The sequence below is a fragment of the Corynebacterium aurimucosum ATCC 700975 genome, from assembly GCF_000022905.1.
Taxonomy (GTDB): Bacteria; Actinomycetota; Actinomycetes; order Mycobacteriales; family Mycobacteriaceae; genus Corynebacterium; species Corynebacterium aurimucosum_F.
The window spans coordinates 31,682-49,784 of record NC_012590.1; the positions used below are offsets into that span (position 1 = coordinate 31,682).

At 58.4% G+C, this 18,103-nt stretch carries 13 protein-coding genes, 1 tRNA gene and 3 pseudogenes; 8 read left to right on the forward strand and 9 right to left on the reverse strand.

Going from position 1 to position 18,103, the window contains the following annotated elements; genetic code table 11:
* Nucleotides 1-4 precede the first annotated feature (4 nt).
* The 6 genes from CAURI_RS00305 to CAURI_RS00330 are packed head-to-tail and all read right to left on the reverse strand — an operon-like array spanning nucleotide 5 to nucleotide 6,840.
* Nucleotides 5-1,417 (reverse strand): serine/threonine-protein kinase, encoded by a 1,413-nt coding sequence (locus CAURI_RS00305; RefSeq protein ID WP_010188175.1) that lies wholly within the window; start codon nucleotides 1,415-1,417, stop codon nucleotides 5-7.
* Nucleotides 1,417-2,847 carry a penicillin-binding transpeptidase domain-containing protein gene (locus CAURI_RS00310; RefSeq protein WP_010188177.1) on the reverse strand — a complete coding sequence of 477 codons (1,431 nt, stop codon included), beginning with the start codon at nucleotides 2,845-2,847 and terminating at the stop codon, nucleotides 1,417-1,419. The genes CAURI_RS00305 and CAURI_RS00310 overlap by 1 nt, the downstream gene beginning before the upstream one ends.
* Complete coding sequence (locus CAURI_RS00315; protein ID WP_010188179.1) at nucleotides 2,844-4,196, reverse strand: FtsW/RodA/SpoVE family cell cycle protein; 1,353 nt, start codon at nucleotides 4,194-4,196, stop codon at nucleotides 2,844-2,846. The genes CAURI_RS00310 and CAURI_RS00315 overlap by 4 nt, the downstream gene beginning before the upstream one ends.
* Nucleotides 4,197-5,522: a protein phosphatase 2C domain-containing protein gene (locus CAURI_RS00320; RefSeq protein WP_010188181.1), complete on the reverse strand. Its 1,326-nt coding sequence runs from the start codon at nucleotides 5,520-5,522 to the stop codon at nucleotides 4,197-4,199. It abuts the gene before it with no gap.
* Nucleotides 5,519-5,971, reverse strand: a complete 453-nt coding sequence (locus tag CAURI_RS00325) for an FHA domain-containing protein FhaB/FipA (RefSeq protein WP_010188187.1) — start codon at nucleotides 5,969-5,971, stop codon at nucleotides 5,519-5,521. The genes CAURI_RS00320 and CAURI_RS00325 overlap by 4 nt, the downstream gene beginning before the upstream one ends.
* Nucleotides 5,972-6,015: 44 nt before the next feature.
* Complete coding sequence (locus CAURI_RS00330) at nucleotides 6,016-6,840, reverse strand: DUF3662 and FHA domain-containing protein (RefSeq protein WP_010188192.1); 825 nt, start codon at nucleotides 6,838-6,840, stop codon at nucleotides 6,016-6,018.
* Between the two features lie 190 nt (nucleotides 6,841-7,030).
* Here CAURI_RS00330 and CAURI_RS00335 point away from each other — a divergent pair.
* The 5 genes and pseudogenes from CAURI_RS00335 (at nucleotide 7,031) to CAURI_RS14045 (ending at nucleotide 10,920) form a co-directional block, all read left to right on the forward strand.
* Nucleotides 7,031-7,115, forward strand: a tRNA-Leu gene (locus CAURI_RS00335).
* Between the two features lie 667 nt (nucleotides 7,116-7,782).
* Nucleotides 7,783-7,926 carry a hypothetical protein gene (locus CAURI_RS14035; RefSeq protein WP_239274673.1) on the forward strand — a complete coding sequence of 48 codons (144 nt, stop codon included), beginning with the start codon at nucleotides 7,783-7,785 and terminating at the stop codon, nucleotides 7,924-7,926.
* 113 nt (nucleotides 7,927-8,039) lie between these two features.
* Entirely contained in the window at nucleotides 8,040-9,350 is a 1,311-nt protein-coding gene (locus CAURI_RS00340; protein ID WP_010188194.1) for an alpha/beta hydrolase, read from the forward strand.
* Between the two features lie 810 nt (nucleotides 9,351-10,160).
* Nucleotides 10,161-10,289: pseudogene (locus tag CAURI_RS14040) on the forward strand (alpha/beta hydrolase); the annotation flags it as partial.
* A 61-nt stretch (nucleotides 10,290-10,350) separates the two neighbouring features.
* Nucleotides 10,351-10,920, forward strand: a complete 570-nt coding sequence (locus CAURI_RS14045; RefSeq protein ID WP_236660881.1) for a hypothetical protein — start codon at nucleotides 10,351-10,353, stop codon at nucleotides 10,918-10,920.
* A gap of 16 nt (nucleotides 10,921-10,936) precedes the next feature.
* Here CAURI_RS14045 and CAURI_RS00350 read toward each other — a convergent pair.
* The 3 genes from CAURI_RS00350 to CAURI_RS00365 all read right to left on the reverse strand — a co-directional run bounded on the left by CAURI_RS00350 (nucleotide 10,937) and on the right by CAURI_RS00365 (nucleotide 12,822).
* Nucleotides 10,937-12,129 (reverse strand): IS3 family transposase gene (locus tag CAURI_RS00350; RefSeq protein ID WP_420805224.1). Its coding sequence is split into 2 segments (ribosomal slippage): nucleotides 10,937-11,847 and nucleotides 11,847-12,129, totalling 1,194 coding nucleotides; the frame shifts between segments, so codons are not numbered across the junction.
* A 64-nt stretch (nucleotides 12,130-12,193) separates the two neighbouring features.
* Nucleotides 12,194-12,514, reverse strand: coding sequence for an IS3 family transposase (locus CAURI_RS00360; RefSeq protein ID WP_012714719.1), 321 nt, complete (start codon nucleotides 12,512-12,514; stop codon nucleotides 12,194-12,196).
* Nucleotides 12,514-12,822, reverse strand: a complete 309-nt coding sequence (locus CAURI_RS00365; RefSeq protein WP_010188437.1) for an IS3 family transposase — start codon at nucleotides 12,820-12,822, stop codon at nucleotides 12,514-12,516. Before CAURI_RS00365 ends, CAURI_RS00360 begins: the two co-directional genes overlap by 1 nt.
* Nucleotides 12,823-12,908: 86 nt before the next feature.
* Here CAURI_RS00365 and CAURI_RS13465 point away from each other — a divergent pair.
* The 3 genes and pseudogenes from CAURI_RS13465 to CAURI_RS00380 form a co-directional block, all read left to right on the forward strand.
* Nucleotides 12,909-13,232 (forward strand): annotated as a pseudogene (locus tag CAURI_RS13465) (transposase); the annotation flags it as partial.
* A 49-nt stretch (nucleotides 13,233-13,281) separates the two neighbouring features.
* A pseudogene (locus CAURI_RS13720) lies at nucleotides 13,282-14,509 on the forward strand (IS3 family transposase).
* Between the two features lie 134 nt (nucleotides 14,510-14,643).
* Nucleotides 14,644-18,099 (forward strand): non-ribosomal peptide synthetase, encoded by a 3,456-nt coding sequence (locus tag CAURI_RS00380; RefSeq protein WP_012714723.1) that lies wholly within the window; start codon nucleotides 14,644-14,646, stop codon nucleotides 18,097-18,099.
* Nucleotides 18,100-18,103 lie beyond the last annotated feature (4 nt).

Consider the following 18,103-nt stretch of genomic DNA (forward strand, 5'->3'; position numbering starts at 1 on the left):
CGGGTTACTGGCCTCCCTGTAGTGCGGATTCTTCGGTGGGGTTGTTCTGTGAGTCTAGTTCGGGTTCGGGCAGTGGGCTGTCATCGACCTGCGGCTGCGTCTCTTCGGTAGGGAGCGTCGGCAGATCGTGTTGGGTGGTCCGCTGCGCGGTCGTGGGTGGGGAGGGGATGACCGAGTGCGTCGTGGTGACGGTGACTTGAGTAGGTTCCTCCTCCACGGTGGTGATCTCAACGGTCTCAGGGGCTTCCGTTTCCTCTTCTTCCGTTGTTTCCGGCTCCACCGTTTCGGTCACAATGACCTCCGTTGGCGTGGGCTGTGGGGTCGGTGTCGTGTTCCCCCACAGCCTATAAGCCATGAACCCGATCGCCACGAGGGCCGCGATAGCCACCGCGATGAGCAAACCAGTGCCGAAACCTCCCTGCTTGGCGGGGCGCTCCTCCGTCTGGGGTGCAGAAACGGCCGGGCGCACCGTGGTGGGGTGAGCCATGTTGGCCAGCATTTCCGTGGAAGCGGAGGGCGAAGGTTCGGCTGCGATGGGCGCGAGCGCCGCGGACTTCGGCTGCGGTGGACGCTGGCCTTGGCGCACGGCGGAGATCGCGTTGGTGAATTCGTTGCCATCGGCGAACCGGGTAGTCGGGTCCTTGCGCAGGGCCATGCCGATCAATTCACGGGTGGGCGCGCTAATCGACGTCGACAAGGGCTCCGGCGCCTGGCTAATGTGCGCCAGCGCCACCGAGACCGAGGAATCGCCGCTAAAGGGGCGTTTTCCGGCCAGCATTTCATAGCCCACGACACCGAGCGAATAGACGTCAGACGACGGGCCAACCTCATAGCCCTGGGCCTGCTCGGGGGACACGTACTGGGCGGTGCCGACGACCATGCCGGTGCGGGTAAGAGGCACAGCGGCGGCGGCTTTGGCGATGCCGAAGTCGGTGATCTTGACCTGCCCATTCTGGGTGATCATGAGGTTGCCGGGCTTAATATCGCGGTGCACCAGGCCCATGTGGTGGATCACGGACAGGCCGTGAGAGGCCTGCTCCATGACGTCGAGCGCCAGTGTCTCCGGGAGTGCGCCCTCGCGCGCCAGCAGGTCCGCCAGGGATTCGCCGCGAACATACTCCAGGGCCATGTAGCAAAAGGTGCGGCCGTTGTCCTCGAGCTCGCGGTAGTCGTAGGTAGCCACGACGTTCTCGGAATCGATGGATTCCGCGGCCTTGGCTTCGTTGCGGAAGCGAGAGAGGAACTCATTGTTATCGGAGAACTCTGGGCGCAGGACCTTGAGTGCGACCTCGCGGTCGTTGCGCACGTCATCCGCCAGCCACACAGTGGACATGCCGCCGTGGCCGACGATCCACTGCAGCTGGTAGTCCTCGCCGATCAGCGCTTGGAGGTGCTCCTTGTTATCTGCGCTATTCACTACTGCTCACCTCCGTATGCGCGCAAGATGGCGCGACCGATGGGGGCGGAAACCTGGCCGCCGGTTGCGCCTTCACCAAGGTGTCCGCCATCTTTGACCACGACGCCGACTGCGATGTCCTTGTCCGGGTCGAAAGCCACGTACCACGCGTGCGGGGCAAGGCCCTCGCCGTGCTCGGCGGTGCCGGTCTTCGAGGCAAAACCGTTTCCGTCGTAGCCGAAGGTGCTGCGTTCGGACGCAAACATGAGGTCCTTGATGGTGTTGGCTGTTTCCTCGTTGATGGCTTCGGCGGCCTGGCGCGGTGTGGTGGCGCGCAGCTCATTCATTTGGGCATCGGTGATGCGGTTGACCAGGTAGGGCTCCATGCGCTTGCCCTTATTAGCCACGGTGCCGGCCATGATGGCTGCCTGGAGGGCGGACATGGTCACGTCGCGCTGGCCGATGGCGGATTGGGCGACTTGGGCGCCGTCGCCAAGCTCACCGAGCGCGCCAGCGGAAGTATTAACACCCAACGAGTACTTCTCACCGACGCCGAAGCCCTCGGCGTACTTGCGCAGCTCATCGGCGCCGATGCTCTCCGACATCTGCACAAAGGCCGTGTTGCAGGACAGCGCGAAGGCCGTCTGCAGGGTGACGCTGTCCGCGCCGCCGCAGGACTGGTTGCCGTAGTTGGTGAGCTCCGTGACGGTATCGGGCAGCGTAATGGACGCTGCGCCGGTCAGCGTGGAGTTCGGCTCGAAGCCGTTGTTCAGGCCTGCTGCAGTGGTGATGATCTTGAAGATGGACCCAGGGGGAAGGGTGTCCTGCGTGGCGTGATTGACCAGCGGGGTGCCTTCCTGGTTCTGCAGCTGTTCCCACTTCTCGCCAGCGTTATCACCGAGCAGGTCGGAGACGTTGAAGCTGGGGGAGGAGGCCATGGCCAAAATCTTGCCCGTCGAGGGCTGGATGGCTACGGCCGCGCCGTTATAGCCCGGTCCAGCGAGCTGATCGTAGGCGGTTTGCTGTAGGGCTGGATCGACGGTGACTTCGACGTTCGCGCCCTTTTGCGGCTTGCCGGAGAGTATATCGAGCCAATTGCGCGCCAGGAGCGAATCATCCTTGCCATTGAGGATGTCATTCTGGGAGGCCTCCAGCTGGGAGGCGCCGAAGCGCTCCGAGAGGTAGCCGGTGATGTTGGCAAAGGCCGGGGAGTCGGCGGGGTAGGAGCGGGAGTAGTTGCCCTCGGCGTCGGCAGTGGACTGCGCCAGCACCGTGTTGCCAGCGAAGATCTGGCCACGCGGGGTCGTGCGCATCTCCAGGTAGCCGCGAACGTTCTTAGGGTTGTGGGCGTACTTGTCTGTCGAAAAAGCCTGCACCACCGTGAGGTTCACCAGGAGGACGGCGGTAAGGATCAGGGCAAAGAGGGAAACGAGGCGGATCGATCTATTCATCGCGTGGCCTCCTGGACGGCGGGGAACATGGACGTGTCAGTGGGTGCGTTTGAGCTCAGCTCGCGCGCCGGGCGGCGTGCCGCGTTGGAGATGCGCAGCAGGATGGCCAGCAGCATGTAGTTGGCCATGAGCGAGGAGCCACCCGCAGACATGAACGGCGTGGTCAAGCCCGTCATGGGCAGCAGCGCGGAGATGCCGCCAGTGACGACGAAGACCTGCACGGCCAGCGTCAGGGCCAGCCCTGAAGAGACCAGTTTGCCATAGGTATCACGGCAGGTCAGCGCGGTGCGGAAGCCGCGAGAGACGAGCATGGCAAACAGCACAAGTACCGCGGCGAGGCCAACCAACCCGAACTCTTCACCGATTCCGGCCAGGATGAAGTCCGAGTGTGCCACCGGCACCATGTCCGGGTGGCCCTGGCCTAGGCCGGTGCCGGTAATGCCGCCGGAGGACATGCCAAACAGCGCCTGGGAGAGCTGGTAGCCGGTGGAATCATAGTTAGCCAGCGGATCCAGGAAGTTGGAGAAGCGCTGCTGGATCTTCTCCGAGACCTGGTAGATGCCGAAGCCACCGATGCCCACGAGAATGACGCCAATGAGCAGCCAGCTCACGCGGTTGGTGGCCATGAAGAGCATGCCGAGCACTGTGCTAAACAGCAGCAAGGCCGGGCCAAAGTCATTGGAAATGCCCATGATGACAATCGCGATGCCCCAAATCACCAGGATGGGGGCGAGATCTCGCAGGCGCGGCAGTGAAATGCCGAGGAACTTGTAGCCAGCCACCGTAAACAGCGAACGCTTCTGGGTCAGCAGCATGGCGAAGAACAGGATCAACAGGATCTTGGAAAACTCACCCGGCTGGATGGAAAATGGCCCGAGCCACAGCCAGATGCGGGCATCCACGCCCGGGGGCTGCGGCCACACGAGGGGCAACGCGAGGAGGATGAGGCCGAGCGCGCCCAGGATATAGGAGTAGCGGGTGAGCGAGCGGTGATCACGCAGGAGAACCAGCACCAGCGCGAAGAGGATGAGACCCACGATGGTCCACATCACCTGTCGCACCGCCAGGCCGCCGCCATTCGCTAGGTCGAGGCGCTGCAATAAAATGAGCCCGGTGCCGTTGAGCACCGCGACGATGGGCAGCATGAGCTGATCCGCGTAGGGCGCTAGGAAGCAGAGCACCAAGTGAGCGATGGCGAAGACGCCGATGAAGCCGCCGATCAGGTAGAGCACATCGAGGGTCAGCACGTTGCCTTGGGAGAGCTCGAGACTGACCAGGGTGATGGCGAAGACCACGGTGGCGAGTACCAGCAGGCCGAATTCGGTGCCGCGGGAGAAGAATTTACTCATCTACTTCACCTCCCGGCAGTTTCCTTTAGACGCGTCTTTATCTTTTCCGTCCTTCGACGAGGTGGGACAAGGCTTGAGCGCCTTGTCCGAGAGCTGCGAAAGCTGCGTCTGCACCTCGTCATAAGAACCGGAGGGCAGGTTGCCCACGGCGGCACGTTCGGATTCGGGCAAATCCTTCAGCGTGAAGGGCGCGAAATCGCCGTCGCAGGCGCCGTGCCCCAGCTTGAGCGCGTTCTCCTTGCTCAAGCAGGCATTTTGATACGTGTGGTGCAGCGGGCGGCCGAAAACCTCATAGTCCGCGCCTTCTTGGATGGTGAGGACACCGTCCTCGTTCGCGGTGACGTAGTAGTTATTGCTGAGGTAGCTCTTCATCCAGAGCCCGCCGCTGATGACCAGCACGATGATGATGGCAAGGCCCGCGATGACCTTCCACCCAATCCGGCTTCGCTGTGGCCGCCGCTGTGGTTCCTCTTGGGGTTTCTCCTCAGCGGCCTGCGCTTTTGGGGGTGAGATCAGCTTGGCAGCGCGGCTGGCGGAGGAATCCGGGTGCGTCGGCTCCGGGACGACGCCCTGGATGGCGCCAACGGTCATTGGGGCGTTCTCATCACCCTCGCCCTCCACGACCTCTGCCACCACGATGGTTACGTTGTCCGGGCCGCCGGAGCGCAGCGCCAGATCCCGCAGGGTGGTAGCGGCTTCTTCGACGGTGCCCTGCTTCAGCGCTTGCTCGATGGTAGAGGCCGTCACCGGATCCGAGAGGCCATCCGAGCACAGCAGGAGGCGGTCGCCGGGTTTAGCATCGAGCATGAAGAGCGTCGGCTCCACTGGGCGGCCCGTGTAGGCCTTGAGGATCAACGACTTCTGTGGGTGGGAAGATACATCTTCTGGGTCGAGCTTGCCCTCGTCCACCAGGGACTGCACATAGGTGTCATCCTTGGTGATCTGGGTCAGCTTGCCCTCACGCAGCCGGTAGCCGCGGGAATCACCCACGTGGCACACGCCGAACTCCGAGCCGTTAAAGAGCAGGGCGGTCAGCGTGGTGCCCATGCCCTCGGTCTCCGGGTGCTCATCCACGTGCTCGCGGATTGCCGCATTGGCATCTTCTGCCGCCGCGCCGAGCAGGGCCAGCATGTCATTATCACCCGGATCCCGCTCGAGGGAGGCCATGTGCTCCACCATGGTGGTGGAGGCGACCTCGCCGGCGGCGTGTCCACCCATGCCGTCGGCAAGCACCAGCAGGTGCGGGCCCGCGTGGGCGGAATCCTCGTTGTTTTCGCGGACCAATCCGCGGTCCGTCACTGCAGTAAAAGTCAGGCTTAAAGTCATGCCATCAACCTCACGGTCGTTCGGCCAAGTTTGATATCGGAGCCGACTCCGACTCGTTCTGGCTGGTCAATGCGAACGCCACCAACAAAGGTGCCGTTGCGGGATTCGAGGTCCTCCACGAACCACTCGCTGCCCCTGCGGAACAGACGAGCGTGGTGGCCGGAGGAGAAATCATCACCAGTGACAAAGTCACAGTCCTGTGCGCGGCCCATCGTACAGTCTTCGAGCGTGCCCAGTTCCATGTGGGAACCGCGCAGCGGCCCATCCACGATGGCGATCTCACGCGGCGCTTCGCGACGCTTCTGGGATCCCTTCACTGGGGACGATGCCTGGTAGACGCCGGCAGCCTTATTGGCGTCGCGGCGCATGGCGTTGAGCGCGACCAAGATAAACAGCCACAACAACACCAGCAGGCCGATGCGCAGCGAGAGCAGCACGATCGAATCCATGGAAAATCCTTACGCTAAAAATGTGGGAACGTTGCCGGGGTGGCTTAATAGCCTTGGCCCTCGAGGCCGGTGATGCGTACCTCGATGTGGGAGTGGCCGAGGGTGATCACGTCGCCGTCGGCAAGCAGCCAGTTCTCAATAGGGGTGTCGTTCACGGTGGTGCCGTTCGTGGACTGCAGGTCCACCAGCACGGCGTCCTGGCCGTTCCAGGTAATCTCCGCGTGCTGGCGGGAGACACCGGTATCGGGCAGGCGCAGGTCCGCGTCGTTGCTGCGGCCCAGGATGTTGGAGCCTTCCTGCACGTGGTAGACGCGGGAGGAGCCGTCCTGCAGCATAAGCGTCACCGCAGGACCCTGCGGTGCAGGCTCGTTCGGGGTGGGGGCCATGAAGGCGGTGGTTGCGGCCTCATCGGCGTTGTGCGGCTGGGTCATAGAGTCCTCCTGACCATGGTCGTGGTGGAAAATCGCATCGAATCCGGTTTCTTCGGTGGGCTCGTGATCCAAAAAAGAGGACACGCGCAACTGCCCAGTCCGCAGCCCCGACTCCTCCGCGATGCGGACGATGACCGGCCCGGCGAGGGACCAGCCACTGTTACGGATGAAGCGGGTGAGCTGATCAGCTAGATCCTTGGGAACACCCCGGTCCTGGGAGAGGTTCTCGATGTCCTTGGAGGATACGCCGACGGTCATGACGTTGGGGCTATACAGCTTGCCGTCATCACCGCGGGACAAATTGTCCTGCGCCTCCTGCTTGAGAAGCTCCTCAATCTCAGCGGGGACGACTTTGCCGCCGAAGACAAAGGCCATGCCGTTGTCCAGTCCGCGTTGCAGGGAAGAATCCAGCTTGGCGAGCTTATCTAGCAATGCCATAGGAAGAGCCGTCCTCCTTTCGGGATGTTTTCAGGGAGAGATATAGCAGCGATCAGTATAGAATGCTTTCCTCCACATAACGTAGACGCGCGCGGCAAAGTTCCCTGGAAAGTTCGGGTTTGCCAGCGGATTTGTAGAATCTGCTGGACTGCGTGCTAAGGTTAGCTAGTCGCCAAGACATCAATACCCTGCCCGGGTGGCGGAATTGGCAGACGCGCTGGCTTCAGGTGCCAGTGTCCTTATAGGACGTGCGGGTTCAAGTCCCGCCCCGGGCACGCTGAGCAGTTGAACAAACTGTGACACCGGAGGTAACAAACTCGAAAGGGTTCGTGACCTCCGGTTTCTTCTGTTTTTCTGTGGGGTCATGCCGAGAATCGTACTTGTGGGGATGGAGTGGGAGAATCCCAGGCATGGAGACTGATTGGGTATCGGGAACCTATGGGTTGGCTTTGGTAGTCGTCAACTTCGTCGCATCAAAGTCGAATAGACTTTTGCGGAATCTCTTTGCGTCGCAGATGTTCCCCATTTGCCAACATTTTTAAGTGGATTGTCTCATGTGGGACGCTTCAAACATTGGTGGGATGTTTCCTTATGCAGACGTATGAATGACAACAAAGATCAGGATTGTAACCATCTTGAATATCGTTGTCGCTGATTAGTCTGTTTCCAGTTGCGCCACCAACTTTTGGTCTGGAGCTAGACGATACCTTCAGTCTAGAAAAGGATACTTCAAACTTCCGTACTGCAAGCATGTCTCAAGACGCAGAGAGGAAGAAGAGCTTGGCACAGAGTTATAGGTGATAAATACCCACTTTGAGTGTATATTCGCAGATAGAATGACAAAGACGTTATTTTTGGAAGGACACGAAGGCGAATGTCACCCTCAACGAAAAAGCTCAGCGAGATAACCTCCACAAGACCCTTGACAGCATTACCAATGATTTGCGCGGCAAGGTTGATGGCTGGGACTTCAAGGCCTATGTGTTAGGCACGTTGTTTTACCGCTATTTGTGTGACCACCTTTTCCACATCATCCTGGGCTACTTTTCAAAGAGCGCCAGTGGGCTACATTTCGAAGAGCACTGACAACGCGTTGCCTGTGTAACAAACATGTAGCTTTTATATAAACAATACATGTAGAAAAAGTTTAGTTTTGTGTAGGTTTTAAGAAACCTCATTTCTCGATCAGGAGGCATTGCATGGAGCAGAACAAGCGAGTTGCCGGGAGCGCACTGGCCGCGTTGAGCGCACTGACGCTGGGCGTTGGCATGATGGCAACACCCCCGGTGGCGCAGGCGCAAAGCTCGTCGAGCTCCATTGTCGACGAGGCCGGCAGTTCGGTGAACCTGGGCTCAGAGATGGGGGAAGTCCCTGAGCGGGATGCGCCGGTCTACCGCAGCGGCTTGCCTGACGTGGAACCGCAGGGCGAGCCGGGCACTGTGCTGGCTGAGGTGCCGCTAGATGTCAATGTCGGACTTTCGAGTGCGTCGGAGCAGTACCGCATCGCCTACACCACCGTTGACCAGCACGGAAAGCCTGCTGTGAGCACCGGAGCAGTGTACCTGCCGGAGGGCGAGAAGCCGGAGGGCGGCTGGCCGGTGCTGGCATGGGCGCACGGCACTGTGGGTCAGAGCGATGAATGCGCACCGTCAATCAACCCCCTGTGGCCGGTCGAGGAAGAGTACCTCAACACCTTCTTGGACGAGGGCTACGCAATCGTCGCCACGGATTACGTGGGGTTGGATTCGCCCGGGTTCCACAGCTACCTCAACGGCAAGGTCGCGGCGGAAAACGTGGTGGACTCTGTTGCGGCTGCGCACCAGATGGACGCGACAACGGACACTGAGCCCGTGTTGGCGGACGAGTGGGCAGTGATCGGGCAGTCCCAGGGCGGCGGTGTGGCTCTCCACGTCGCGCACAGGGCAACGGAGCTGAGCGAAGACCTCGAGTTCGACTACCGCGGCGGGGTGGCCACGGGCGCGCCGGCGTACGTTGAGAATCTGTTGCTCACCTTTGGCCCCTCCTTCCCGCCCATGCCGCTTCCGGAGATCATGGGAACGTACATGCTCTACGTCCTGGCTTCTGTGTACGAGGCGAACCCGGACATCGACTTCGACTCAGCGCTTACCGACGAAGGCCGCCGCATGATCGCCGCGTCCGAGCAGAGCTGCCTCTTCGAGGTCGGTGAGGCGATGGAAGGTGTGAACCTGGCGCGGGCGTTCAAGAAGCCGCTGCGTGAGGTGCCTGGGGCGGATGCCGCAATCCGTGAATTCCTGGCCACCCCGGTTTCCGGCTACGACAAGCCGGTCTTCTTGGGACACGGTTTGTTCGATTCGGACGTGCCCACTCCGATCGGGGTGATCCTCAACTCCAGCATGTGGCTGCGCCAGTTTATCGGCTCCCCGCGCAATAACCGAGTGGTGGTCAGGTGGTACCCGGCCGACCACGTTGACACGATGAACGAGTCCACCGCCGACTCCGTACCGTTCCTGGACGGGATCATGAACTAAGCCTCAGTTGGAGGCTGAACTCCTTGCCCGGGCTATACCTGTAGCTCGGGGTGGATGTCCCTATCCAGAAGGGCATCATCGTCCCAGAACCCCTCGCGGCCACCGCAGTGACAAGGCCGGTTGAACAGCCGCCAGGCCTGCATCTCGGTCGCGGTTTCGCTCCGCCGGGCAGTCATTCTGGGTAAAAAAGATACCTAGATTCAACGCGGATTCAACGCTGCGCCCGCGGGAGACATGCAGGAGGCAGATATGGGACGCACTAAAGCCACGACGGGACCAGATAGGGCTGCACAGACTACGGCGGGGAAAGCATGGGCTAAGGCCTGCGCAGCTGCGGTAGACGCCGCGACCCTGATGGCGGGGCTATCCGGCACGGCAGCGTCACTGCCTGCAGCGCGTGCGCAGACGGCGTTCGGCTCGATGGCGGATGTCACGCCAGTGGGGGCGGTGAAGCAGGGGGTGCCGATGCGCGACGTCGCAAAGCGCAATGAACCGATCTTCCGCAGTGGTCTCCCCGCTGTGTCGCCGCAGGGAGGTCCCGGTACGGTGTTGGCGGAGGTACCGCTTGATCCGCGGGCGGGGTTGGGTAGCGCGTCGAAGCGATTCCGCGTCGCCTACACAACCACTGACCAGCACGGACGCCCCGCAACCAGCACGGGGGCGGTATATCTCCCGAATGGCCAGACGCCGGAGGGCGGATGGCCGGTGCTCGCATGGGCGCACGGCGCGGTGGGCATGGGGGATGAGTGTGCGCCGACAATAGATGCGCGCATGCCGCGCGACGCGGAGTACCTCAACCGCTGGCTAGACATGGGGTACGCCATCGTGGCGACGGATTACGTCGGGTTGGACTCGCCCGGCCTGCACAGCTACCTCAACGGCAAGTTGGCAGCGGAAAACGTGGTCGACTCGGTGGCGGCTGCGCACAAGATGGCGGGCACGCAGGGGCAGCTGGCGAAAAAGTGGGCGGTGATCGGGCAGTCACAAGGAGGGGGGAGTGGTGCTCCACGTCGCGCACCGGACGACACCACTGAGCCAAAACCTGGGACTGGACTACCGTGGCGCCATTGCGACGGGCGCGCCAGCGTACGTGGAGGAGATCATCATCGCCGCGGGTCCGACGTTCCCGCCGGTTCCGCTGCCGCCCGCCCTGGGCACCTACGGCCTGTACATCCTGGCGGCGGTGCAAGAAGCGAACCCACACATCGACTTCAATCCCGCGCTTTCCGACGAAGGCCGCCGCATGATAGCCGAATCCAAAAAGAGCTGCTTTTACGAGGTGCGCGACGCCGTCGACGGGACCAACTTGGCCCGGGCGTTCACGAAGCCGATTCGCGACGTCCCCGGTGCAGAGCAAGCGATCCGTGACTTCATGGCCACCCCGGTCGCCGGCTACGATAAACCGGTGTTCCTCGGCCACGGCCTCCAGGACATGGACGTGCCCACTCCGATCGGGTTGGTCCTCAACTCCGGCATGTGGGTGCGCCAGTTCGTGGGTAATCCGCGCAACAATCGCGTGGAAGTCCACTGGTACCCGACTGACCACAGGGGCCTGACCCCCGGAAAGTAGACACGTCGGGGGTTAGCTATGCTGCTTGGGTCAGTGTAGCTGATGTGAGTGCTTCGAAGTCATCGGGGGCTAGAAGATTGCACCAGTAGTGCCGTCTGCGGGTGTTGTAGCGCATGCACCATCGGAAGACTTCTTGGCGGCAGACGATGGGATTGTCAAAGAGTTTCCTATCACGCAGGACTTCACGCTTTAAGGTGGCGTTAAATGATTCTGCCAGGGCATTATCGGCACTCGTTCCCACGGCTCCCATGGATTGGCGCACACCAAGTTGGGCGCAGTGGTCCCTAAATGCCTGTGAGGTGTACACACTGCCATGATCGGAATGGAAAATTGCCCCGTTGAGGCTTCCGCGGACTTTTCTGGCATGAGATAAAGCTTCGATAACCAGCGATACCCGCATGTGATCTGCGAGTGCATGTCCGACAAGTTTGCGCGAGTAGACGTCGACGACCGTGGCCAGGTACATGTTCTTGCCGCCCTTACACGGCAGGTAGGTGATATCGCCTACATAGACCTGGTTCGGCTTATCAGCTGTGAATCTGCGGCCTATTAAATCGGGCATGACTCGGTGGCCAGGCTTGCGCCTGGTGGTGATACATCGACGCCGTTTACTAAAGCCTTTCAGCCCCATGGATTTCATGATGCGTGCGACCTTCTTGTGATTGATCGGAGGAAAGTCCGTATCGTCGTTGAGGCTTGCAGCGATGCGTTTAGCACCATAAAGCCCGTGCTCATTATCGAAGATGGTCTTGATTTTTGCGCCAATAAGGGCATCGGAACACGTCTTTAACCTGCGTTTTTCGCGGGTGTTGACCCATTTGTAGAACGAGGAGCGATTGAGCTTTAACACGTGGCACATCCGCTTGACCGAGTATTCGGTTCGGTGGTCATAGACAAACTGGAAGCGGATCACCAGCGTGTCTCTTCGGCAAAATATTTCGCGGCCTTGCGCAGGATGTCGCGTTCTTCGCGCAGCTTTGCGTTTTCTTTTTCTAGCTGGCGGATCCGCTCAGAATCGGTTGTCGCCTGAGTCTTGTCACGCATGGTCTTCGTGCGGGCACGTTTGCCAGTGCCGTACTGCTTAAGCCAGGAATAAAGTGAGGAGCGATTGATTCCTAGCTCTGCTGCAGCCGTGTGAAGTGAGAGGTCCTCATTGTTTTCGTAGAGGGCCACAGCATCACGTTTGAACTGTTCGGAGTACCTAGGCATGGTGGTAGATTACCTTTCTTCCCAACCCAACCGGGCTGGATATCAGGTGTCTACCTAACAGGGGTCAGGTCCCCGGGACAAAGGCACGCGGTGAAATCCCTTCAATGCCCATCATGCGCATCCGCTTCGCCACAGTCTTACGGTTAAGCGAAATGCGGTAGCGCTCGGCGAGCTCTGCGGTGATCCGCGGAGCACCATAAACCTCATCAGAGTCTTTCCAAATCTGATGAATCTTACGGTCAACATCATCGTAAAATGCTGCCCGATCATCCTTTCCGGATAGTTGTTTCTGCTGCACATGGGCCCATTTGTAGTATCCAGACCGAGATACTTTTAATAGTCGTGCCATGCGCTTGATGCTGTAGTTCGCCTTCTCCTGCTGCATTAGTTCGAACTTTTCTGCTCGCGTTGCTTCGCGGCGAAGAAGGCTGTCGCTTTTGACAAAAACTCGTTATCCATCTTGGCTTCCGCCAACTCACGGCGCAGACGAGCATTCTCAGCACGAAGATCAGCCTCACTCATCCCATCCGAGGCTCCTCGGCGTTCACGCTCTAGTTTGACCCACCGGCCTAAAAGCCCGGCGGAAACACCAATCTCTTTAGCCACATGGGCAATCGGGCGCTCTGACTCGATTACCAGGTTCGCGGCTTCACGCCGGTACTCAGGCGTGTACTTCTTGCGCTGTTGACTCACAATGAACATCCTCTCTTACGGACACAAGATCCGTACAAATAGGGTGTCCACTAAACGAGGGTAACCTCAAAGCTGATAAGGCCAAGATTGATGCGATTGAAAGGAAGCTGCTTGCTAACCCAGAAATCGCGAAACTAATTGATGACCTAGGCACGTCTACAACGGATGCCAATGACCTGGTTCGGGGCATGTTGCAAGCCTCGATTACCAGGGGACTCAACGCTGAGATGGATGCCCACCTTGGCTACGAGTCTGGCGACAGGAGTGCTAAAGCTGCAGCTGGGACAGACAATCACCGCAACGGAACCTACTCGAAGACCGTGGATTCTAACTATGGGCCGGTAACTGTTGATGTCCCACGCGCTCGGGCGGGAACATTCTTGCCGACTATGGTCCCTAAAGGCTCAAGATGAAGCGTCCTGGGTTTAGTTCCTACCTCAGCTAAGGAAGGATTGAACTATGCCTAGAAAGTATTCCGTCGAGTTTAAGGAGAAGGCGGTCCATCAGATCATCGAAATGGTCCGCTTGGAGTCCTGCTCACTGCAACGTGCCTACACGGAGGTCGGTGAGCTGCTTGGGGTATCTCACCACACGTTGCGGGCTTGGTACCGTGACAGCGCTTCAGTACGTGATGACTCTGATGCGTCTGGCGGCGAAACGATGGAAGAAGAGCTCAAGCGTTTGCGCCGCGAAAACCGTGAGCTGAAACGAGCAAATGGGATTCTTAAAACTGCTTCGGCTTTTTTCGCAGCGGAACTCGACCGACCCACGACCAAATGATCTCTTACATCGACGCGTATAAGGATCAGTTTGGGGCCCGGGGCCATCTGCCGAGTCCTTAAACAAGCAGATCGTGGATTCATTACTTCACGCGGCTACCGCAAAGCCACCACCCGCGTTCCCAGTGCAAGGACCTTAAACGACAGCCTTCTCATCCCAGAGATACAGCGTGTGCATGCGGAGAACTTCTCGGTCTACGGCATCCGCAAAATGTGGCACGCGATGAACCGTGAAGGCTTTCATATCGGCCGTGACAAGACTGCACGTTTGATGAAGCTAGCAGGTGTTTCTGGCCGCAGACGTGGACGAACCCCCGTGACAACGATTAGCCCGAAGACACCGGATCATCGCCCGGACCTGGTGCAGCGAAACTTTCGTGCACAAGCACCAGGCAGGCTGTGGGTTGCCGACATTACTTACGTTCGCACCCTGTCAGGATTCGCCTACACCGCGTTTGTCGTGGATGTCTTCAGCCGAAAGATTGTTGGTGTTGCTACACGCTCGACGATGCGCACCGATGCGCTGCCCATGGAGGCCTTGGAGCATGCGTTAACGACTGCTGGGCGAATCCATGGAAACCAGCTGATTCACCATAGCGATCGGGGCAGCTAGTACGTGTCACTGAAGTATTCCACCGCCCTAGCGGAATCCGGAATCCGGCCGAGTGTGGGAACAGTCGGCGATTCTTATGACAATGCTCTAGCTGAAACCGTCAACGGTCTCTACAAGGCGGAACTGATTCATGCCCAAGGGCCCGTGGACATCGGTCGGAGAAGTCGAATTGGCCACCTTACGGTAGGTGCATTGGTGGAACACCAAGCGGCTTCATGAAGCTTTGGACTACGCCACCCCACAGGAAGTAGAAACCGAGTACTATCTCACCCAGCCCATCAACACAGGGCCGTAAAAGAAGCGGAACTAAACCCAGGACGCTTCAGAAACCGAATTTTGGAAGCAGAACCCGCCGCAAGTAAAAATAGAAATCAAGGCAAATGCCTAGGAACAAAACTCGGGGCACTTCACTGTGCCTAAGGAAAATTGATGCCCGTTAAGGAAGGCAGAATTTTGACTTACGAAAGCTCCCCGCGTATGTCTCCCGTGGATCACTCTGAGTACGCCATTTTTGGGACTGAGGACGTGCCAGAGCCTCGCACTTTAGTAGATATTTTTGAAGCTACGGTGGAAGCCTATCCCAATGAAATTGCGCTCGAGGCATCTCAGCAGCTTACGTACCGCGAACTTGCCCAACGGGTAGAGGCGCAGGTGCAGCGTCTCAACAATATCGGTGTTGGGCCTGGCGCTCGCGTGGGCATCAGAGTGCCGTCAGGGACGCTAGATCTATACATTGCTATTCTGGCCACTCTGTGTGCGGGCGCCGCCTACGTGCCCGTGGATTGGGACGATCCTGACTCGCGTGCCGATACTGTGTGGGAAGAAGCGGACGTTACTGCTGTCTACGGGGCTGAGCTCTCGCTGGAATTGCAGAAAGAATCTCAAGAAGGAGTGGAACAAAAGGCGCCGACGTTGGGTGACGATGCCTGGATTATTTTTACGTCTGGTTCCACTGGAAAGCCCAAGGGCGTAGCAATTACGCATCGTTCTGCTGCGGCATTAGTAGACGCAGAGTCGCGTATGTACCTCACCGATGAACCTCTCGGCCCCGGAGATCGGGTTATGGCTGGCCTTTCCGTGGCGTTCGATGCTTCCTGTGAAGAAATGTGGTTGGCATGGCGGTATGGAGCCGCATTGGTAGCCGCACCACGCGATATCGTGCGCTCTGCTGATGCTTTGGGAAAGTGGATCACTGACCATGACATCACAGCTATATCTACGGTGCCAACGCTGGCTTCTTTCTGGTCTACCAAATCACTTGAGAAAGTTCGTCTTCTCATCTTTGGCGGTGAGGCTCTGCCACAGGAACTGATTAATCGACTAGCAACTCCAGGCAGGGAGCTCTGGAATACCTACGGCCCCACCGAAGCTACTGTTATTTGCTCCGGGCACCGGATGGTTCCGATGGACAGTGACACGCCTGTTCGTATTGGTCGCCCCACTCCAGGTTGGCAATTAGCCGTGATTGACCCAGAGACAGAAGAACCAGTCCGTTGGGGAGAAACTGGAGAACTTGTGGTCACCGGTGTAGGCCTCGGGCGTTATCTGGATAAAGAAAAGGATGCAAAAACGTATGCACCAATTCCGGCTCTAGAGTGGCAACGTGCCTATCGCACTGGAGACCTCGTTGTTGCAGAGACAGAAGGACTCATTTTTGCCGGCCGCAATGACGATCAAATCAAGTTCGGCGGCCGTCGTATGGAGCTGGGAGAAATTGATCGTGCGCTTGCTGGCGCTCCCGGTGTTCTAGCCGCTGCAGCAGCCAAGCAAAAGACCCCAGCCGGTTCTGATGTCATTGTCGGCTACATTGTCCCTGATGGGGATATTTCGATGGCTGACACTAGACGCCATCTTGCGACTGTGCTGCCGGGTGGCATTGCACCGACATTATGCTTTGTCGACTCCCTGCCAACCAAAACCTCCGGCAAAGTGGATCGTAAGGCCCTTCCATGGCCTTTACCGGATTCCGACGACTTTGGCTCTGAGTTGCCCGCCAATCTGCAGTGGCTAGCCGAAAAGTGGTCGGATCAGCTAGGCAAGATTCCAATGGAAGAGGAATCGAATTTCTTCGATCTGGGTGGTTCCTCCGTGGCTATTGCGAAACTCGCAGTAGAACTACGCAGTGACTATCCCACCTTAGATATTGGTGCGTTGTACGAAAACCCCACCCTTTCTGGCATGGCGGAATACGTTTCAGGGCTCAAGCAATCCTCCGGTGAACGGCGCATGCCAGACAAGATGCCATGGTGGTCGGGACTTTTCCAAACGGCAGTCGTTTGTCTGATTTATGTGCTAAATGCGGCACGCTATATTGTGGGGTCCCTACTTGTTATTTGGGCTTTGAAGTTCTTCTTTAATGCTGCTTGGGTGCCGGGAATTTCTTTTTGGCCGCTCGCCGTCGGGTGGTTCTTGCTCTTTTCGGTTCCTGGAAAAATAGCGCAAATTACCATCGTCGCCAGGCTAGCCACCGCTGGAATAAAACCCGGAGTTTATAGCCGTGGAGGCTGGACTCATTTGCGCGTATGGGCAGCAGAGCGGTTCCTCACATTTCTTAAGCTAGAACCAATTTTGGGTACTCCTCTAGCACCCTTGCTGTTCCGCCTATTTGGGTGCACCGTAGGACGGGGTGCACAGCTGGCTACTTTTCCGCCTGTAACGGGTCTCGCCGAGATTGGTGACTACGCAACACTGGAGCAGGAAGTAGACATAAATGGGTATTGGATTGATGGCGATGAAGTTCATATTGGGAGAATCGCTGTTGGCAACGGGGCACGCCTAGGATTGCGCACGTTCGTTAACCCAGAAGTCCGCATTGGAGATTATGCAGAAGTCTTGCCCGGATCTTCAGTAAGTACTGATGTTCCAAGTGGACAGCTATATGGTGGGTCACCGCTATCCCACCACGGTGAGGCTGGATTAACCTGGCCGGGGATTCATCCGGAAAGGGCGGCTGCTGAAGGCACAGTAGCAAAGGTAAGTACCTTTGGGATGCGGATCCTGTACTTCTTGAGCCTAGGGTGGATGTCGCTGCTCCCAGTGCTGGCTATTCTTCCGGGCTTGCTGGTGATTCTGCCACAGGTGGTGAAACACGAGCGTTACGAAGAGGTATTCCCCCTATTAGCACTATGGGTGCCAGTATTTACCTTGTTGACAGTATTGTCATGGGTCACGCTTGTGATTTTTTCGGTACGTCTTTGCTCTGTGTTCATTAAGCCGGGGTATTTCCTCCAGCAATCTTCTACTGGCTGGGCTCTTTGGCTCACGCACAGTTTGTTGCAAAAGACTTTGACCTCTACCTACTTTCTCTATGCAGGGTGGATTACCCCAGCATTCATGCGGATGCTTGGGGCCCGTGTGGGTGAAAACACCGAAATTTCCACGGTAGAAACCATCCCGCATCTAACGTCTATAGGGAATCATTGCTTCCTTGCCGATCACTCCCTATGTACATCTGCGCGCTACCGAGGAGGCTGGGTGCATGTTGGGACGACAGTAATCGGTGATGGTTCCTTTGTCGGAAACTCTGGAATTGTCGGTGCTGACCACGATCTCCCGACAGATTCGCTCATTGCTGTTTTATCCTCCACCCCAGAACGTCCAGCGCGTGGCTCCTCTTGGCTAGGTCGATCCGTTCGACAGATTCCACGTTCACAGGTGAGCGCGGATAAGGAACAAACTTTTAATCCCCCGCATTATCTTAAGTTTGCCCGTGCTTTCGTGGAGCTGTTTCGATTCGTCCCAGCGATTATCGCCGCTTACTTAGATCTGTTTATCGTGTGGGTCGGGACCATTGTGTATATGCATTGGGGTATGGATGCTGCCGGAATGCGTGCTGTTGTGCTGCTATCCACGCCGATTGTTCTGGGCCTGACCCCCGGAAAGTAGACAC